This window comes from Dyadobacter jejuensis (assembly GCF_003149085.1).
GTDB classification, from domain to species: Bacteria; Bacteroidota; Bacteroidia; order Cytophagales; family Spirosomataceae; genus Dyadobacter; species Dyadobacter jejuensis.
Window position 1 is genome coordinate 660796 of sequence record NZ_QGDT01000001.1, and the last position, 15819, is coordinate 676614.

Annotated in this window: 13 protein-coding genes; 12 read left to right on the forward strand and 1 reads right to left on the reverse strand. The window is 39.3% G+C overall.

The features are described from left to right. Positions 1 to 18 precede the first annotated feature (18 nt). Complete coding sequence (locus CLV98_RS02775; RefSeq protein ID WP_109673047.1) at positions 19 to 408, forward strand: HIT family protein; 390 nt, start codon at positions 19 to 21, stop codon at positions 406 to 408. A 7-nt stretch (positions 409 to 415) separates the two neighbouring features. On the opposite strand, the gene CLV98_RS02780 is transcribed toward CLV98_RS02775, so the two are convergent. Further along, positions 416 to 1888 carry a capsule assembly Wzi family protein gene (locus CLV98_RS02780; RefSeq protein WP_109672557.1) on the reverse strand — a complete coding sequence of 491 codons (1473 nt, stop codon included), beginning with the start codon at positions 1886 to 1888 and terminating at the stop codon, positions 416 to 418. Between the two features lie 1342 nt (positions 1889 to 3230). On the opposite strand from CLV98_RS02780, the gene CLV98_RS02790 reads away from it, so the two are divergent. The 11 genes from CLV98_RS02790 (at position 3231) to CLV98_RS02840 (ending at position 15817) form a co-directional block, all read left to right on the forward strand. After that, complete coding sequence (locus tag CLV98_RS02790; protein ID WP_109672561.1) at positions 3231 to 4772, forward strand: sugar transferase; 1542 nt, start codon at positions 3231 to 3233, stop codon at positions 4770 to 4772. Between the two features lie 47 nt (positions 4773 to 4819). Beyond that, positions 4820 to 5920: a glycosyltransferase family 4 protein gene (locus CLV98_RS02795; protein WP_109672563.1), complete on the forward strand. Its 1101-nt coding sequence runs from the start codon at positions 4820 to 4822 to the stop codon at positions 5918 to 5920. 45 nt (positions 5921 to 5965) lie between these two features. Next, a complete protein-coding gene (locus tag CLV98_RS02800) occupies positions 5966 to 6676 on the forward strand; it encodes a class I SAM-dependent methyltransferase (protein ID WP_109672565.1) in 711 nt (236 codons plus the stop codon). Positions 6677 to 6827: 151 nt separating this feature from the next. Beyond that, positions 6828 to 7931, forward strand: coding sequence for a hypothetical protein (locus tag CLV98_RS02805; protein WP_146202218.1), 1104 nt, complete (start codon positions 6828 to 6830; stop codon positions 7929 to 7931). Between the two features lie 40 nt (positions 7932 to 7971). Next, positions 7972 to 8994 carry an acyltransferase family protein gene (locus CLV98_RS02810; RefSeq protein ID WP_109672568.1) on the forward strand — a complete coding sequence of 341 codons (1023 nt, stop codon included), beginning with the start codon at positions 7972 to 7974 and terminating at the stop codon, positions 8992 to 8994. A gap of 12 nt (positions 8995 to 9006) precedes the next feature. Then, positions 9007 to 9798, forward strand: a complete 792-nt coding sequence (locus CLV98_RS02815) for a glycosyltransferase (RefSeq protein WP_109672570.1) — start codon at positions 9007 to 9009, stop codon at positions 9796 to 9798. Between the two features lie 21 nt (positions 9799 to 9819). Then, a complete protein-coding gene (locus CLV98_RS02820; RefSeq protein WP_109672572.1) occupies positions 9820 to 10785 on the forward strand; it encodes an NAD-dependent epimerase/dehydratase family protein in 966 nt (321 codons plus the stop codon). A 13-nt stretch (positions 10786 to 10798) separates the two neighbouring features. Then, positions 10799 to 12121: an HAD-IIIA family hydrolase gene (locus tag CLV98_RS02825; RefSeq protein WP_109672574.1), complete on the forward strand. Its 1323-nt coding sequence runs from the start codon at positions 10799 to 10801 to the stop codon at positions 12119 to 12121. Further along, positions 12096 to 13091 carry a GHMP family kinase ATP-binding protein gene (locus CLV98_RS02830; RefSeq protein WP_109672576.1) on the forward strand — a complete coding sequence of 332 codons (996 nt, stop codon included), beginning with the start codon at positions 12096 to 12098 and terminating at the stop codon, positions 13089 to 13091. Before CLV98_RS02825 ends, CLV98_RS02830 begins: the two co-directional genes overlap by 26 nt. Before the next feature lie 35 nt (positions 13092 to 13126). Next, on the forward strand, positions 13127 to 13696 hold the full coding sequence (locus CLV98_RS02835; RefSeq protein WP_109672578.1) for an SIS domain-containing protein: 570 nt from the start codon (positions 13127 to 13129) through the stop codon (positions 13694 to 13696). A gap of 171 nt (positions 13697 to 13867) precedes the next feature. Beyond that, entirely contained in the window at positions 13868 to 15817 is a 1950-nt protein-coding gene (locus tag CLV98_RS02840; protein WP_109672580.1) for a hypothetical protein, read from the forward strand. Positions 15818 to 15819: the final 2 nt, after the last annotated feature.

Sequence of the window (15819 nt, forward strand, 5' to 3'; positions counted from 1 at the left end):
AAAAAACTGCTAAACACCATGGCCTCTATATTTTCTAAAATAGTAAATGGGGAGATCCCAAGTCATAAAATTGCGGAAAATGACGAGTTCTTAGCCTTTCTCGACGCCTTTCCCATCGCCAAAGGCCATACATTGGTCATCCCCAAGCGAGAGGTAGACTATATCTTCGATCTGGATCAGGAAGAGTACTTACGGCTAATGCTCTTTGCCCGCAGTATTGTACCTGCCCTAGAGCAAGCCGTGCCATGTAACCGGATCGGGATGAGTGTGATTGGGCTCGAAGTCCCCCACGCCCACGTGCATTTGATTCCGCTCAATAGCATGAAGGATGCGGATTTTAGCCAAAAGATCAAGACCAGCCCGGAAGAATTAGCGACTATTGCAGCCAACATCAGGGCCGGACTTTAGGCAATGACTACAGGTTAAAGTCTTTGCGCAGACCAAGAGAAAACCCGACTGATTTTCGGTACAAATCGCCCATATCGGCGGCAACAGAGCCCTTCAGTGTGCTTCCTCCAAGTATGCTCAGATGAGTTTGCAAAGAGAGGATTCCAGAGAATTGTTTGGGATTACCTTCGAAGGGTACGTCGTATATACCTGAATTATTGGAAACAGAAAGTTTGCTCATCCATAAAACCTTCTGGAAAACCGATCCCTGAAGACCCAAATGTAATGCCGCCACCCTGTTATTAGCAGTAAACCAGTAGGCTGGCCACCGCCACTCTGTATCGCTGCTTGGGGGAATAAAGGGGGTTCCAATGGTTCTATTGAAATAAGAATAGCCGTCTCTTACTTGGGCATGATTGAAATAGTTGTCGCGACCTAAAATAATAGTCCTATCCCATTGGCTTCCGCCTTGGCTTTTAGTGTATAAATACTCAAGGGTAATCTGATTAATCTCAAAATTTGACCCGTATGAATTTTGTTTTTTAATGGTAACCCCATTAAGTCCATCTGCCAAATTGTTTAAAGTAAAAAGAGAGCCGTCTTCGTAAATATTTTGTCTATAAAAGAACCAGTGGTAATTAAATCCTAAGTATTGAAGTCCAAAATCAATAGTACCCAAATGGTTCCCTACTCTATTTTCATAGTCAAAGGGGGTAAGTTCTTCGCCTACTGGATACAATTTCCCGGTAACCGCTCTAAAATAATTCTTGATTCCACTGGGCATTTTGCCATTGATAGTTTCATAGGGAGAATACCCGCTCCATTGGACTTGGTGGTTTATACCACCAATCAGTTTAAGGCGGCTATTTTGGTTGCCAATTCTCAGGTATAAGGCTTTTTGATGGAAGAGGAGGTCAGAAGTATAGGGGCGGTTTTTTTCAAAAAAACCATCGGAATAGAAGGCATTAAATGCCAGCCACCCTTTCGTAAATGGAACATCAATAAATCCCATTGTTCCAAGTTGTATTTTAGGAAGAGGCATCGCATTTCCGGACCAGGCATAAGAGCCCATTCCTAAGGTAGAGTCTGCCAATCCAACGTTTTGTTTCTTTCGTCCTACGGATAGTTCCCATCCTTTATAGCGCATGGCAACATAGGCTTGGGGTAGCAGTATTTCATTGTTTTGACTCCTATTTCCCACTACTTCCGCTCCAATACCCACTCTAAACTTTCGGGGCTCGTTGGTAGTCGAAGCGGCTGGCCAAAATTTCTGAATGCTCACCTTTAGTGCACCAGTAGGCGAATCTTTAGGAATGATACCATATTGGTTGGCGTGAAGCCAGAAAGGCGTGATATTGTTGGAAGAACTGAGACCGTATATTTCAACACTGGCGAACGAAGAGTCCGCTTTATCATAAATATTAGGAACTAAGTTTTGACATAATGCTTGGAAACTGATAAATACCGACAGTAAAGTACAAAAGAAATAGTGTGTTTTCATCTATAATTTTATTAAAACAATAGCTTACAGTCTTCAGGGGATTTTAATTAATGGGTGAAATATGAGTACCAGTACGTATCTATCGGTAAGGTAATTTCTTTTCAGTTCTCCTGTTGAACATGCTTTCTTTTTCAAATATAGGCAATACTTTTTCGATTTCAATAACCCTGATTTTTTAGATATTACTAATAATGGAGGTGGATAATTCTTTGTTTGACGAGCTTTTTCTAAGTATTAAGTAGTCCAATTTCGACTACTAGGCCATTCCGTTGATTTTTTACTTATTTGCAGATTGAGTACCCTTCCCTCAGTATGAAAAGAAATACGTCATAATTACGGTTTAGGAGTGGTACTTGGTCGCTGTACGGTCATTTAATCCTTAATAACTTAATGGTTTGGTGTTCGGTTTGCCAATACGATGGTATGGAAGCTTTTAATTGAAAATGTATTGTGGGGTTAGTAGTACAGGACCGAAATTGACGGAGCTTTCTTCTGTGTTTCGTAGGGTGACTACAATTTTTGAGGGGGTATCATTCGTCCAATGAGTCGACAGTAAGTTATGGTTCGGACGCTATATTCGTGGGAAAGGTCCTGCGTGGAAAGAAACGACAAGGGAGGGAACTCAAAGGTAGAATCAGCCATACCCAAACAATGCTTCTTTTGCCCTTGCCTGTATACTACGGCTTCTTATTTTATTATTGTATATGGGTCTGGTAAAAAAAGGTTTCTTTTCGATTTAATATTGAAGTTGGTATTGGTAAAGCCTCTGCGGAGCTTGCATGGTCCTTGGATTGTACCTTTTAAGTAATTACCAGCTTGCTGGAAGGGTGATTCTTTTCTGGGTATAGTGCTATTATTGCTGGTATATATTTCACAAGATATGTCCTTTGTTGGCAGGGCCCTAGAGGGTGATTTAGGGCAGCCAATTGTTGTATCCTGAGTAGATGCTCAGATACAATGAAATGACGGTCAGCACTACGTAATCATGAACGGTATAAGAATTGTAAGGTCAAGTAACTGAAACAAAGTAAATTATAGAGTTTGTATACAATGGAGGCAATAGCCACGAAATTAATATAACCATAGGTGAGAGAATTAGTTTTCGGCTAATTATTGCCTACAATTGTTTTGTAACCTTATATTTTGGTTTAGGTCTATTATAATAGTTGAGGCTTTACTGTAACGCAATGGGATAGGTTACTTACCTAATTTCATATTGTTTAGCTTATGTTTTGTTCAAAAAATAAAGGAGTGAAATTGGAGAATTGGGAGATGCTCGGTCATTTGTTGTTCTAAAAACTGTTCTTTATCTTTGGGTCATATACACCACACTCTACTGAATATGTCATATAAGTACTTAGATTCAGATGCACACCATCAGATAGCTGATAAGCCAGCAGCATTTAAGGATGCTAATTCTATTCTGAATTTTTTGTTGTCCTATTTCTCGTTGAAATCATCATTTACAATTCCAAGCCGCATTGGTGCCATATTTACCCTTCTTTTTTTAGATGGTATGGTGGCGGTAGCTACATGGGTATTCTTCTATGTATATAGGTTCGGGTTACTTCAAAAGGACTTTTTTTGGAGTATGGCTTATCTCGGGTGGCCCGATGTATTTTTAGGGCTTGTAGTGGTGCCCTTTGGCTGGTGTTTTTTGTACTACTTGTCTGGAACGTACTTTGATCTATACAAAAAGGCTCGAATAGTAGAAATCAAGAGGACTTTGGGAGCCTGTCTGATCGGCACCTTCATTATAGCTTGGATCGCTTTCTCTAACGACGCATTGGATTTTGCATATTTTAAAGGGATTTTATGGAAATATGCACTAGTTCATACTTCTCTTACGCTTCTAGTACGGATGCTTTACTTGAGTATGATTCATCATAATGTTGTTTCAGGTAAAGTTCTTTTTAATACACTTATTATTGGAGGAAATGAGAATGCGATAAATCTCTTTAAAAAAATAAAATCTTCAAAAAAATCGTACGGAAATCGCTTTGTGGGCTTCGTTTATTCGTCGCTTGAAAGCTCCAACGGTATGAGTGGTTATTTGCCAAAGCTCGGAAACATAAATGAACTAGAGGCAATTATTGATAAATATAAGATAGAGGAGATCATTGTCGCTGTGGACAGTGATGAGCACAGTTCTTTAAAGAAAATATTACTTCAAGTTAGCTACAGACAAGTTTACATAAAGATTCTACCAGACCTTTACGATATTATATCGGGTTCGGTAAGGATCACGGATATATACGATGATTCCTTATTTATACATATTGCCCCATCACTGATGCCAGGATGGCAGAAGGTAAGTAAACGCATGTTAGATATTGCAGGTTCTCTTTTCGCTTTAGTCGTCTTATCACCTATCTATTTGTTTGCCTCCATTAAGGTGTTGATGTCTTCGCCAGGTCCGATCGTTTATAGGCAAGAACGGGTAGGGTTGTACGGCAAGAAATTTAATATTTTAAAGTTTAGGTCTATGGTAGTCAATGCAGAGGCATTGGGGCCATCTCTTTCTAGCGATGGGGATCCTCGAATCACTAAATGGGGGAGGGTGATGAGGAAATATCGTATTGATGAGCTTCCTCAATTTTTTAACGTTTTGAAAGGGGATATGAGTCTGGTTGGGCCTCGGCCTGAAAGGCAGCATTTTATAGATATTATTTCAAAATCGCAGCCTGAGTATCGTTATCTACATAAGGTCCGCCCAGGGCTTACCTCTTGGGGGATGGTCAAATACGGCTATGCTGAAAATGTAACTCAAATGGTAGAACGTATGAAATATGATATACTGTACATAGAGAATTGCTCCTTGATGCTGGATATAAAAATTATATTTCATACCATTGCTACGGTGCTTGGAGGCCATGGCAAATGAAAATTTAAATAAAGACCACCAGATTATTTTTAATTCCCAACAGTTTAATGCGTAAAAAATTAGTCGTAGTCCAACAATATTTGTCTTGGAAAGGGCATTATCGACAGTATTTTGAGAATCTAATGGATTGGGATCATTACTCCTTATATGCTTCGAATGACAAGGAAACTTATCCTCGATCCACATGGATTCCATCAAGCTTTGATGCGGACAAACCGCTTACTATTTGGACCAAAATAAAAGGACGGTTCTGGGACTCTTTTCGGGTTTATAAATTCTTGGGGAAACAGGATTTTGACGTGATTCATTTTATAGAATTTGAACCGTTGTCCTTTCTACTGTGTTCGGCTGCACTTTTACGAGATAAAACCCTTGTTATTACCATACATTCAAGTGATCGTTTGCATTTCTCGAGTTGGTTGAATAATCAGCTTTCAAGCTTTCAAAGATGGCTGCTGGAGACAGCCCTCAAAAAAGCCGTTAAGCACGATGCCTTTATTGTGACGCATTACCAATGTCATCGTCAACGAATCTGTGAAATAGTGGGACCGGGCTATGAAAAACAAGTGGCTGTGATTCAATATCCCACTCCCTTGCCAGAAACTTTAGTACCTCGAGCCGAAAGAGATATTTCAAATCCCAAATTCTTAATATATGGTCAAATAAGAGAAGATAAGGGTATTTTTGAGTTTCTCTCTGATCCAGCTACCGAATCACTAAATATTACCATTGCAGGAAAGGTCGTTGACACACGCCTTCACTCCCTTCCAAAACGAAGGAATTTGACGGTTATTGACAAGTTTTTGAGTGAGGAAGAAATAAATGAATTAGTGGATTCGCATGATTATATGCTTTTGCCTTATCCGGAAGCATATACCAACGGGGCAGGAACTTTTAAAGATAGTTTAGCCAAGGCGATGCCGGTAGTCTGTAGCAACATCCCAATTTTTAAGGAAATAGTCGATGCATATGGGGTTGGAATTATATTCTCTAAACCTTCTGATATACTTCCAGCCTTGGCGATTGTTGACGAAGAACGGTATGGGGCTTTGTCTAAAAGGTGTCTGGAATATGCTCAGAACTTTGATTGGAAATATATGCGAGCAGAATACTTTAAAATTTACGATCAACTAAAAGAATCTATTTAAAGAATATACACACGGGACAAGCGGGTTCTAATAATTTACTTAATTATGCAAAAGAAGAATAGTTGGCTTAGGGAAAAATTGTTGGATTTGGGTTTGGAAGTAACCCGTTCCTTTGATAGAGGGACTTCTATTTTGGGTTACAACGTAGCGCAGGCCAAGCATCCTGTAGCCGATCGAAGTGCCGTGGCTCTTCAAAAATGTTTACAATTGAAGCCAAATTCCGTGTTAGATGTAGGGTCAGGAGGGGGAGAGCATGCCCGAGAATTTTCCAAGTCGGGGGCACAAGTGATATGTGTGGATTTTGGGACTTCTGTCTATGCACAAAAGGCTATTCCTGATACTACTATTAATGTGGTATATACTGATTTTACCACCTGGGAGCCTACCCAACAATTTGATCTAGTATGGGCGTCCCATGTATTAGAGCATCAGAGAAATGCCGGTTTTTTTATAGAAAGATTGATCGCATGTTGTTCACCGGATGGGCATGTCGCTATCACGGTGCCTAATCCACATCGTAATTTGTGGGGAGGGCATCTCTCCTTATGGACGCCGGGATTTTTGGCTTATAACTGCGTGATGTGTGGGGTGGACCTTTCAGATGCCCAAATGGTATATGGCTACAGAGAGTTCTCGATAATCTTTAAACCCAAAAAGGTGATATTGCCCGATTTAAGCTACGATAGTGGCGATATCCATAGAATTAAACACCTTTTCCCGATGGGTTTTGGGGAGGATACGGATGCGTGGTTTTAGTAAATGGATAATCAAATCTTCTATGTTTTGTGTACGGTAAAATTGGGCCTTTATGAGTAACATGCAAATCGAGAATTTGGGAAAGCCAACGGAGTATAAGTGGTATTTCCTCCAATTATGTATGATAGTCTTTACAATGCTCTCTATATACATGGGTAAGCATGAACTTCTTCCTTTTACACATTTGGCAATTCCAGATAGCGGGTATTACGAGCACTGGGTATTTAGACCTAGGGATAAGGGAATAGCAAATGGATTCTTACATATAAATACTTTTTTGTATTCAATAGGAGTGCAAAGTTTTTTGATTTACAATTCTATTCTCTTACTACTGTCTATCTATTGTTGTTCCATTTTTAAGTGTATTTCATCTCAAGCAGTTTCTTTGGCTAGAGCGGTAATAGTCTTTAATCCATATTTGCTAATCTCGGTTCTGGGACCTACAAAAGAAATAAACCTAACATTTTATTCTCTATTCTCTTTGTTTCTATTTAGTAAGGATACTTTAATTCTAAAATTTCTAAGTATAATTCCTGCCCTAATTGCACTAAGTATTCGGCCTCAGTTTGGTTTAATTATTTTGGTTTCTCTTGCAACTGTGGTCGTTTTAAACTTTGCAAGAAAAACGATCTGGTTTTGTTTGTTGATTTTTGTGAGTTTTTTATTGCTAAATTCTATACCGGCTATAAACTCAATCATCTCAAATTCTGGAGGAGAGGAGTTGGAGTTTTTTGCTTCTTCCAATTATTATGAAGTTGCGATGATTTTGAAATTTATGCAAGAGAGTCCTATCTTACAAATACCAGCTCTTATAATAAAAATGATATTGGTGATGTTCGCCCCTATCGCAAGACCAAATAATATTTTTTCTGAATACATCCCATTATTAGATTGGGGGTACACAATAATGGGCTGGGTGCTTTTTCCGATTAATATGGGTTTTATATTGTTGTTCATTTATCAAAGTGTAGCAAATTATCCCCGAATTAATCGAATGGCTCAACTTATCCTTATTTATGCATTTTTGGGCGTATTTAGCACGATCATCGCTCCTATTATACAAGCCAGATACTTATATCCTTACGCTCCTTTTTTGGCAGCCTGCTTTACATTGCATTCTATTAAAGTAAGGAATAGAATATTTATACTTTCAGCAACTTTAATTGTCTTAATGTTTGTAATTACAGCAGTGTTTTTGCCCAAAAAATGGAATTCTTTGATTGATACACCACAACTGTTTATTTCTTGGTTATAATTAAGCTATTTTATTTGGAAGGAGATTTCACACTAATTTTATGAAGGATAGAATTGAATATATAGATAATTTAAAAGGGTTAGCCATATTGATGGTAGTAGTAGGCCATTTTATACAGTACAACTCTGCAGAAGGAAAAGATAATGTAATTTTTAGTATTATTTATTCATTTCACATGCCGTTGTTCATGTTTATAAGTGGATATGTAGCTCATCTTACGGTCAAACCTTCTATTTTCGGATCATTCGGAGTTTTTATCTTTAATAAAGGGCGAGGGCTTTTATTGCCATTCTTTTCTTGGGCACTTCTGGTTAACGGCTATTTTTTTACACGCGGGTTGGAGTTTAATGTAAAAGTGCGGCTGAGTGAACTTTTATATGACCCAAGAACCGGTTTGTGGTTTATTTGGTATTTGTTTTTCTTGTATATATTTTTTTCCGCTTTCCTTTATCTCAGTAACCGATTAAATCAAAGAAAGAACTTTTGGTGGGATGTGCTGATTGTCATATTTGTAGGGGGAGGGGTTCTGACTTTAAAAATATTCAGAGTAACAGTATATATGGATGCTTTTATTCAATACTTTGCCTATTTTTTTATTGGCGTATTTGTGTGTAAGTACAATAAATTGAAAAATGTGCTACTAAATGTAGATTTTTTTTCTGCTGCTTTATTCAGTTTTTTAATTACCGTGGGGTATTATTCCATAAATAATCCAGACTTTCATTCTATTGGTGTAAGTTTATTTTTAAAGGTATTTATTGCACTTACAGGTATCTTTTGTATTTACTATCTAATTAGGAATACGGCTTTGAAACCATGGGCGTATCGCTTTATTAATAATTGGGGGAAGAAGTCTTTGGTGATATATGCTACGCATTTTAGTTTCACTGCTCTTACCAATTCGATGGCAATGATTCCTCAATTATCTCCATTTTTATTGTTAATTATTAGTTTACTATATGCTGTTTTAGTAATAGAGTTTTGTCTTTTAATATTCGGTATTGTTAAAAAGTGTCCTCCGTTAAATACGTTGCTTTATGGAGCCAAATTTTATAAAAACTAGCTATCAGGAATCATGAAAATGTCTTTGGTAAGTGTTATTTATCCGGTCTATAACGACTCTCCTGATGATATTAGGCTTAGTATGGGAAGTATTATAGGGCAAGACTATAAGGATCTGGAGATTATTGTTATAGATGACAGTACAGATAAAGCGACGATTGCTGCCTTGGACGAGTACCGTACGGATGAGCGGGTTATTATTATCAGGGAAAATGGGAAAAATGGATTGGCACAGGCCCTCAATAATGGTCTTAAAGTCGCCCAGGGGATGTTTATTGCCCGTGCCGATGCCGACGATATTCAAGATCTCTCTCGAATATCGAAGCAAATAAGCTATTTAAAGGCTCATCCTGAAATCGGTATTTTGGGTAGTAATGTTAATTATATTGATGCTGAAGGGAAATTTGTGAAAACGCGTATTTTCCCAGAGAATCCCGACAAAATTAGCCAAGCGCTTCATTTAAGAAATCCTATTTGTCATAGTGTGGTGATGATTCGGAAATCGGTATTGGATCAAATTGGGGTATATGACGTAGACTTTAAGCGGGCTGAAGATTATGAACTATGGTTTCGGGCCGATGCGAACGGAGTGAAAATTGCCAATTTACAGGAGGTTCTGCTTAACTACAAAATGGCCAATGCAGTAAAGAGAGATGATCTTAATTGGAAATTGAACTTGAAATTGAAGAAGAAATATTTTTCAAGAAACTACTTAACAGAAAGTTTAATAGGGATTGCATCCGTCTACTTGTACCTTTATACCCCTAAGTCGGTGCAGAATTTTATATATAATAAACTTGCCTGACAGGCAACAATACTTTCAATAATGAATATTTTAATAACAGGAGGGGCGGGATTTATTGGTAGTCACCTCTGTGACGCACTCTTACAACAACCAGAGTATCGAATCACCGTCCTAGACAATCTTTCTCTTGGGCGATTGGATAATATTGAACATCTGATTGGTACTGAACCTAGGTTTAAGTTTGAAGAGGTAGATATCTTAGATACACCTGCTCTGGAGCGAGTTTTTGCAGAAGGGCGTTTTGATATGGTGTTTCACCTAGCAGCTAATTCCGATATAGCGATCAGTCATACCAAGCCGGAGGTTGATTTGGAGAGTACTTTTAGGACTACTTTTCAGGTTCTAAATATGATGCGGATACATGGGGTGAAGCGATTGGCCTTTGCCTCTACTTCTGCTATATATGGTAATCCCCAAAATCAAAAGCTGACGGAATCTTTTGGGCCTTTATTACCGGTATCTCATTATGGTGCCGGCAAATTGGCGTCGGAGGCATTTATATCTTCCTTCGTAGAGAACTATGGCATTCAGGCCTGGATCGTTCGGTTTCCCAATGTGGTGGGAGAAAGAGCCACCCATGGAGCCATTTTCGATTTTATCAGAAAGGCGCAGAGCGAATCCGCTGATTTGGAGGTGCTTGGGGATGGTAACCAGAATAAACCCTATGTTTACGTCAAAGATTTGGTACAGGCAGTATTGTTTGTTTGGAACAATACATCAGCCTCTATCAATCTATTTAATCTGGGGGTGGACTCCAGGACTCGAGTAAGTAAGATGGCTGAAATTGTATTGGAAGAGCTTGGGTCTAACAAAGAAATTCGGTACACAGGCGGGGCTCAGGGCTGGGTTGGAGATGTCCCCGAATTCGAATATGATCTGTCAAAAATTCATGCATTGGGTTGGAAGGCCTCCCTAAGTTCGGATGAGGCAGTGAGGAAGTCGGTTCAAGAAATTATCAAGCTTCAAGGCTTGGTATCAAAAAAATAGGTATTAATATATCATGAAAGCGGTTATAATTGCAGGAGGAAAGGGTACCCGGTTAGGACTTTCAGACATTCCAAAACCTATGGTGCCCGTATGTGGTAAGCCATTACTAGAGCATCAATTGTTGCTGTTGAAAACTCATGGCATTACAGAGGTGATTTTCCTTACCGGATATCTGTCAGAAAAAATTGAAGATTATTTCCAAGATGGAGCCGCTTGGGGGATGCAATTAAGCTATATTAAAGAAGAAAAGGCACTAGGTACTGGCGGCGCAGTTTTACAACTGCTAGGCAAGATAGACGAACGCTTTTTGGTGTTATATGGCGATGTGGTAATGGATTTTGATATCACAAGTTTTATAGGTTTCGATGCCCAGGAAGACTCCGTTGCTAGCCTGATCGTGCATCCAAACGACCATCCCTATGATAGTGATTTGGTTGAGCGTGATCAGGATCGTATTACCAGATTTATTTCTAAACCCCATCCCGATGGACTGCTGTATGAGAATCTTGTAAATGCTGCTGTATACATTTTTAGTCCGAGAATTTTTGATTATATACCGCAAGGAGTGGCCTCCGACTTTGGTAAGGATGTATTTCCGAAGGTGATCTCAGACGGAGGGCTCCTCAGGGCTTATTTGAATGCGGAGTATATTAAGGATCTTGGAACGCCCGATAGGCTTTCTAAAGTGGAAAAGGATCTTTCAAGTGGTAAGATAGCGCGTTGGAATCTTAAAAATAAGAGACCTGCCATCTTTTTAGATCGGGACGGGGTGATTAATGAGGAAGTGGATAATCTTAGCGATATTACCAAATTTAAACTTCTTCCTGGAGTATCATCAGCTATTAAAAAGATTAACCAATCGGATTTTTTAGCCATAGTCATCACCAATCAACCAGCCGTAGCCAAAGGCTTTTTGACGGTTTCGGAGCTAGAAGATATTCATAAATTATTGCAGACGGAACTAGGCAAAGAAAGGGCCTTTGTAAACCATATTTATTACTGCCCCCATCATCCCGATTCGGGTTTTGAGGGGGAAGTGAAAGCTTTGAAGACTAATTGCAATTGTCGGAAACCTCAAACCGGTATGATTGACCAGGCCGTTGCCCAATATAATATCGATTTAAAGAGTTCCTATTTTATTGGGGATACTACGACCGATATGAGGACTGCAGAAAATGCAGGGATACCCGGCATTCTTGTTGAAACAGGGTATGCCGGTGAAGATGGGAAATACGACGCCAGGGCGCATCTGAAGGTAGAAAACTTAGAAGCTGCCATAGAATGTATACTCACACAAAGTAAAAAAGAAAATGATCATATCGAGAACGCCGTTTAGGATTAGTTTTGCCGGTGGAGGCAGCGACCTAAGGGAATATTACCAAAATTATGGCGGAGCCGTATTAAGTGTTACTATCGACAAATACGTGTATTTATCGATGCACCCCTATTTCAACGAGAAGAAGATTTTTCTAAAATATTCTTCCAATGAACTGGTCGATACCGTCGACCAGATTCAACATAGAATTATTAAACAAGTTTTTTCCAATCTTAATATATCGGGGGTTGATCTTAATTCTAGTGCGGATATTCCGGCAGGTACTGGATTGGCTTCTTCTTCTGCTTTTACGTCTGGACTGTTAAATCTCACCTATGCTTATTTGGGAAAGTTTATAAGTCGTGAGGCGATTGCTAAGATGGCCTGTGATATAGAAATAGAACAATTGAAAGAGCCTATAGGTAAGCAAGACCAGTATGCCTGTGCCATTGGCGGCCTAAATTTTATAGAATTTCGAGAAAATGAGCAAGTCGTCGTCAACAAGGTGAAACTGGGTGCTGGCAATCAGTCCAAGTTGCAGAACAACTTATTGATGTTCTATTTAGGAAATACCCGAAGTGCCAGTAGTATCCTTTCGGAGCAAAGAAAGAATATCATATCTGGGGCTGATAAAAACAATAATCTTCACAAAATGGTCCAACTGGCCTACGATTTGCAGAAGGAGCTTCAAGCCGGTCAGGTGGACGCTATTGGGGAAATCCTGCACACAGGCTGGAAGTACAAAAAGGAATTGGCTTCTCAGATTTCGAATCCTCAAATCGATCATTATTACGACCTAGCCTTAAAGGCTGGAGCAGTGGGTGGTAAATTGTTAGGTGCTGGAGGAGGAGGGTTTCTGCTCTTTTATGTGCCTGAGCAGAGCCACGAATCGGTAAGGGTAGCCTTACAGGAATTGGCAGAACTTCCGTTTCAGTTTGATTTTAGCGGTAGTTCGATTGTCTTCGCCGATGAACAGTTTCCACGCAGCTAATATTAGTTAAAAAAACACTATAACGAACATACAACATGACGAATCAACTAGTAGACGGATACATATCTCAACTTAAGGAAACCTTAGATAAGTTGGATAGAAAAGAGGTGGTGCAGTTTGCCGAGGTGATTGAAAATGCACGCCAGAATGGCAATAAGGTATTTATATTTGGTAATGGAGGAAGTGGTTCCACGGCCAGCCATTTTGCATGTGATATCAATAAGGGGGTTTCATTGGGCTTGGAGAAGCGCCATCGGATCATCGCTCTTACCGACAATATACCGACCATGTTGGCTTATTCTAACGATTTGTCGTATGACGAAGTGTTCGTAGAACAATTGAAGAACTTCTTAGAGCCTGGGGATGTAGTAGTGGGGATATCCGGAAGTGGAAATTCTAAAAATGTGCTGAAGGCTATAGAATATGCGAACGGTCAAAATAACCTGACGGTAGGCCTAACCGGTTTTGGAGGGGGCAAACTCAGGGAAATGGCTAAAATGAGTGTGAATGCTAATTTTAACGATATGCAGATTTCTGAAGATATTCATATGATATTGGTTCATTTGCTAATGAAAATGTTGCCTAAGGCTGAAGTTTTAAGTTGAAAGCAAGGGCCTTCAATTACAGTCACTCCGTCTTTGGAAAACTATAAATGAAATACTTCAGTATTGAGGACGTGATGCGGGCCGGCAATTTTAATTGTGGCCCGCTTTTTGTTAGAACTCCCCTGAAGTTGATTATGACCATTATTGCTCTTCTGAATTCCTATACACATCATGATGAAATTAATTCCATTATTGCTCGTATTGCTGACAAGCACTGTTTTTGCTCAAATTAATAGATTTGACAAAATTAGTGGACCTGAAAGTCAGGCTAGATTGTCCATTTCGAAGTTGCGACAAGATTACCAAGATGATAAGCATACACCGATTCTTCAAGAAGTGTTGACCAATCTTGCCGACTTAGCCGCTAGGAAGGTACCTTTTTTGAATCTGAACGAACTACGGAAAGGAATGGCCGATACTGCTAGCGTAGTCTACATTAATCAGGGGTTGCGGTCAGGGACTTTTAGGTTTGATCCGGCGGACAGGGAGTCTGAGGATGATGGAAGCATGGTAATTGTAGCGGGCGAGAGGAGATATAAAAGGGAAGATTTAGGATATTTAAGGCCAGAATGGTTTGGAGCGGATCCAAATGATGAACAAGATGATGCCTTAGCTATTCAACAAATGTTTAATAAGGCTACAGCAAAAGGCTTGAGTGTACGTTTTAGCAATGGGATTTATTACGTAGGAAAAACTGTATCGTTTAAGTTGGTCTCTGGAGCTCCAAAGTACTATAATAAATTAAATATTGAAGGAGAAGGGGTAGGGCGCACGCGTATCTATGGTTTTCCTGGATTTAGAGGGGACATGTTTGAAGTTAACTCTCAAGATAAAGTAACATTAGGCAAGGATAATTATATCAGCATTCGGAATATTGAATTTAGGGGTTTAGAATGTAGTCGTATTTTGTACTTTCCCCAAGTCACCTCTATTAAGCTATATGACAATATGTTCATGGGGGGCACGGATGCAGGGGTACAATTCGGTGTTAAAGGGGGCACGGCTGCCTATAGTGTATATCTTAAAAATAATTATCATCATGGAGGTACCTATACTGGTGGGCATAATAATGCCTTGTTGAGGCTGATTAGTGCCCGCTTTTTTGTGATTGAAGGAATGGAAACGGACGGAGGGCGATATGGTATCGAGATGATAGGAGCTTCGGATAACAACATTATTGCGAATAGTAAAATTGAGGGATCCAAAAAGGCGGCCGTTTATATAGATGGTAATGGCGGTGGCAAAAATATGATTTACAGCAATACTTTTAACCCTTACGTCGGACATGAGCCTAACGCACAATTTAATGGGCAAATTCATGCCATTGAGATTGTTTCAAACGGGGGAAGTAATTCTTATAATAAAATATTTGGAAATAATCTTTTTGTGGAATCATCGGCTTCTTTACCCATGTCGGCGGTACTTTCCCAGATCAAAGGGAATTTTCGTACTGCGGCTGGGGGCTTTTCAGTACGAGGTCAGCAATCTGGGGCCGTTGGACAACTCAATGGCTATAATAAAGTTAGCAACGAAATCGTGGTATATTTAAAAGAAGGCATATTTATAGAAGGGGAAGAGATAATTCAAGAAGGGACTAAAGCTAGTGCACGGCTAAAAACCATTCGGCCTAGTGTTAGTTATGCCATAAAGATGACCGGAGCGGGAGGTAATAATATGGTGTCGAATAATATTACAAGACTGTTTTCAGATTATGGAATATATTCCACTAGTAATAATAATATTATCAGTGGAAATGCAATAGAGTGCCTAAATGGAGTTTATTCGAAAAACAACATTATTGTAAGTAATAATAATATTTATAGCCCAGGTGGTATAGCTATTAATAATATGGCAGGAGAGATGGTCGCCCTTGGAAATAGAGTGATAGCAGGAGAGCAGAGGGGAGTTGAAGATTATTATTTGAAAAACAAGGGAGGTGTCCTTAATGGAGACTTAGAAATTTTAGGGACTGCCTCGTTTTCGAAAGGAATTAAGTCTAAAGGAGCTATCAATATAGCAGATTTACCTGTATATAAGGACAACACAGAAGCACTAAAGTCAAACCAAAGCAAGGGTACCGTATACCGTACTCCTCTCGGTGATTTGAAAATTGTATATTAGTC

What these genes read in the sequence shown, in the direction of transcription:
- CLV98_RS02775 (WP_109673047.1), top strand. Translation starts at nt 19, where the DNA reads ATGGCCTCTATATTTTCTAAAATAGTAAATGGGGAGATCCCAAGTCAT.
- CLV98_RS02780 (WP_109672557.1), bottom strand. Translation starts at nt 1,888, where the DNA reads ATGAAAACACACTATTTCTTTTGTACTTTACTGTCGGTATTTATCAGT.
- CLV98_RS02790 (WP_109672561.1), top strand. Translation starts at nt 3,231, where the DNA reads ATGTCATATAAGTACTTAGATTCAGATGCACACCATCAGATAGCTGAT.
- CLV98_RS02795 (WP_109672563.1), top strand. Translation starts at nt 4,820, where the DNA reads ATGCGTAAAAAATTAGTCGTAGTCCAACAATATTTGTCTTGGAAAGGG.
- CLV98_RS02800 (WP_109672565.1), top strand. Translation starts at nt 5,966, where the DNA reads ATGCAAAAGAAGAATAGTTGGCTTAGGGAAAAATTGTTGGATTTGGGT.
- CLV98_RS02805 (WP_146202218.1), top strand. Translation starts at nt 6,828, where the DNA reads ATGGGTAAGCATGAACTTCTTCCTTTTACACATTTGGCAATTCCAGAT.
- CLV98_RS02810 (WP_109672568.1), top strand. Translation starts at nt 7,972, where the DNA reads ATGAAGGATAGAATTGAATATATAGATAATTTAAAAGGGTTAGCCATA.
- CLV98_RS02815 (WP_109672570.1), top strand. Translation starts at nt 9,007, where the DNA reads ATGAAAATGTCTTTGGTAAGTGTTATTTATCCGGTCTATAACGACTCT.
- CLV98_RS02820 (WP_109672572.1), top strand. Translation starts at nt 9,820, where the DNA reads ATGAATATTTTAATAACAGGAGGGGCGGGATTTATTGGTAGTCACCTC.
- CLV98_RS02825 (WP_109672574.1), top strand. Translation starts at nt 10,799, where the DNA reads ATGAAAGCGGTTATAATTGCAGGAGGAAAGGGTACCCGGTTAGGACTT.
- CLV98_RS02830 (WP_109672576.1), top strand. Translation starts at nt 12,096, where the DNA reads ATGATCATATCGAGAACGCCGTTTAGGATTAGTTTTGCCGGTGGAGGC.
- CLV98_RS02835 (WP_109672578.1), top strand. Translation starts at nt 13,127, where the DNA reads ATGACGAATCAACTAGTAGACGGATACATATCTCAACTTAAGGAAACC.
- CLV98_RS02840 (WP_109672580.1), top strand. Translation starts at nt 13,868, where the DNA reads ATGATGAAATTAATTCCATTATTGCTCGTATTGCTGACAAGCACTGTT.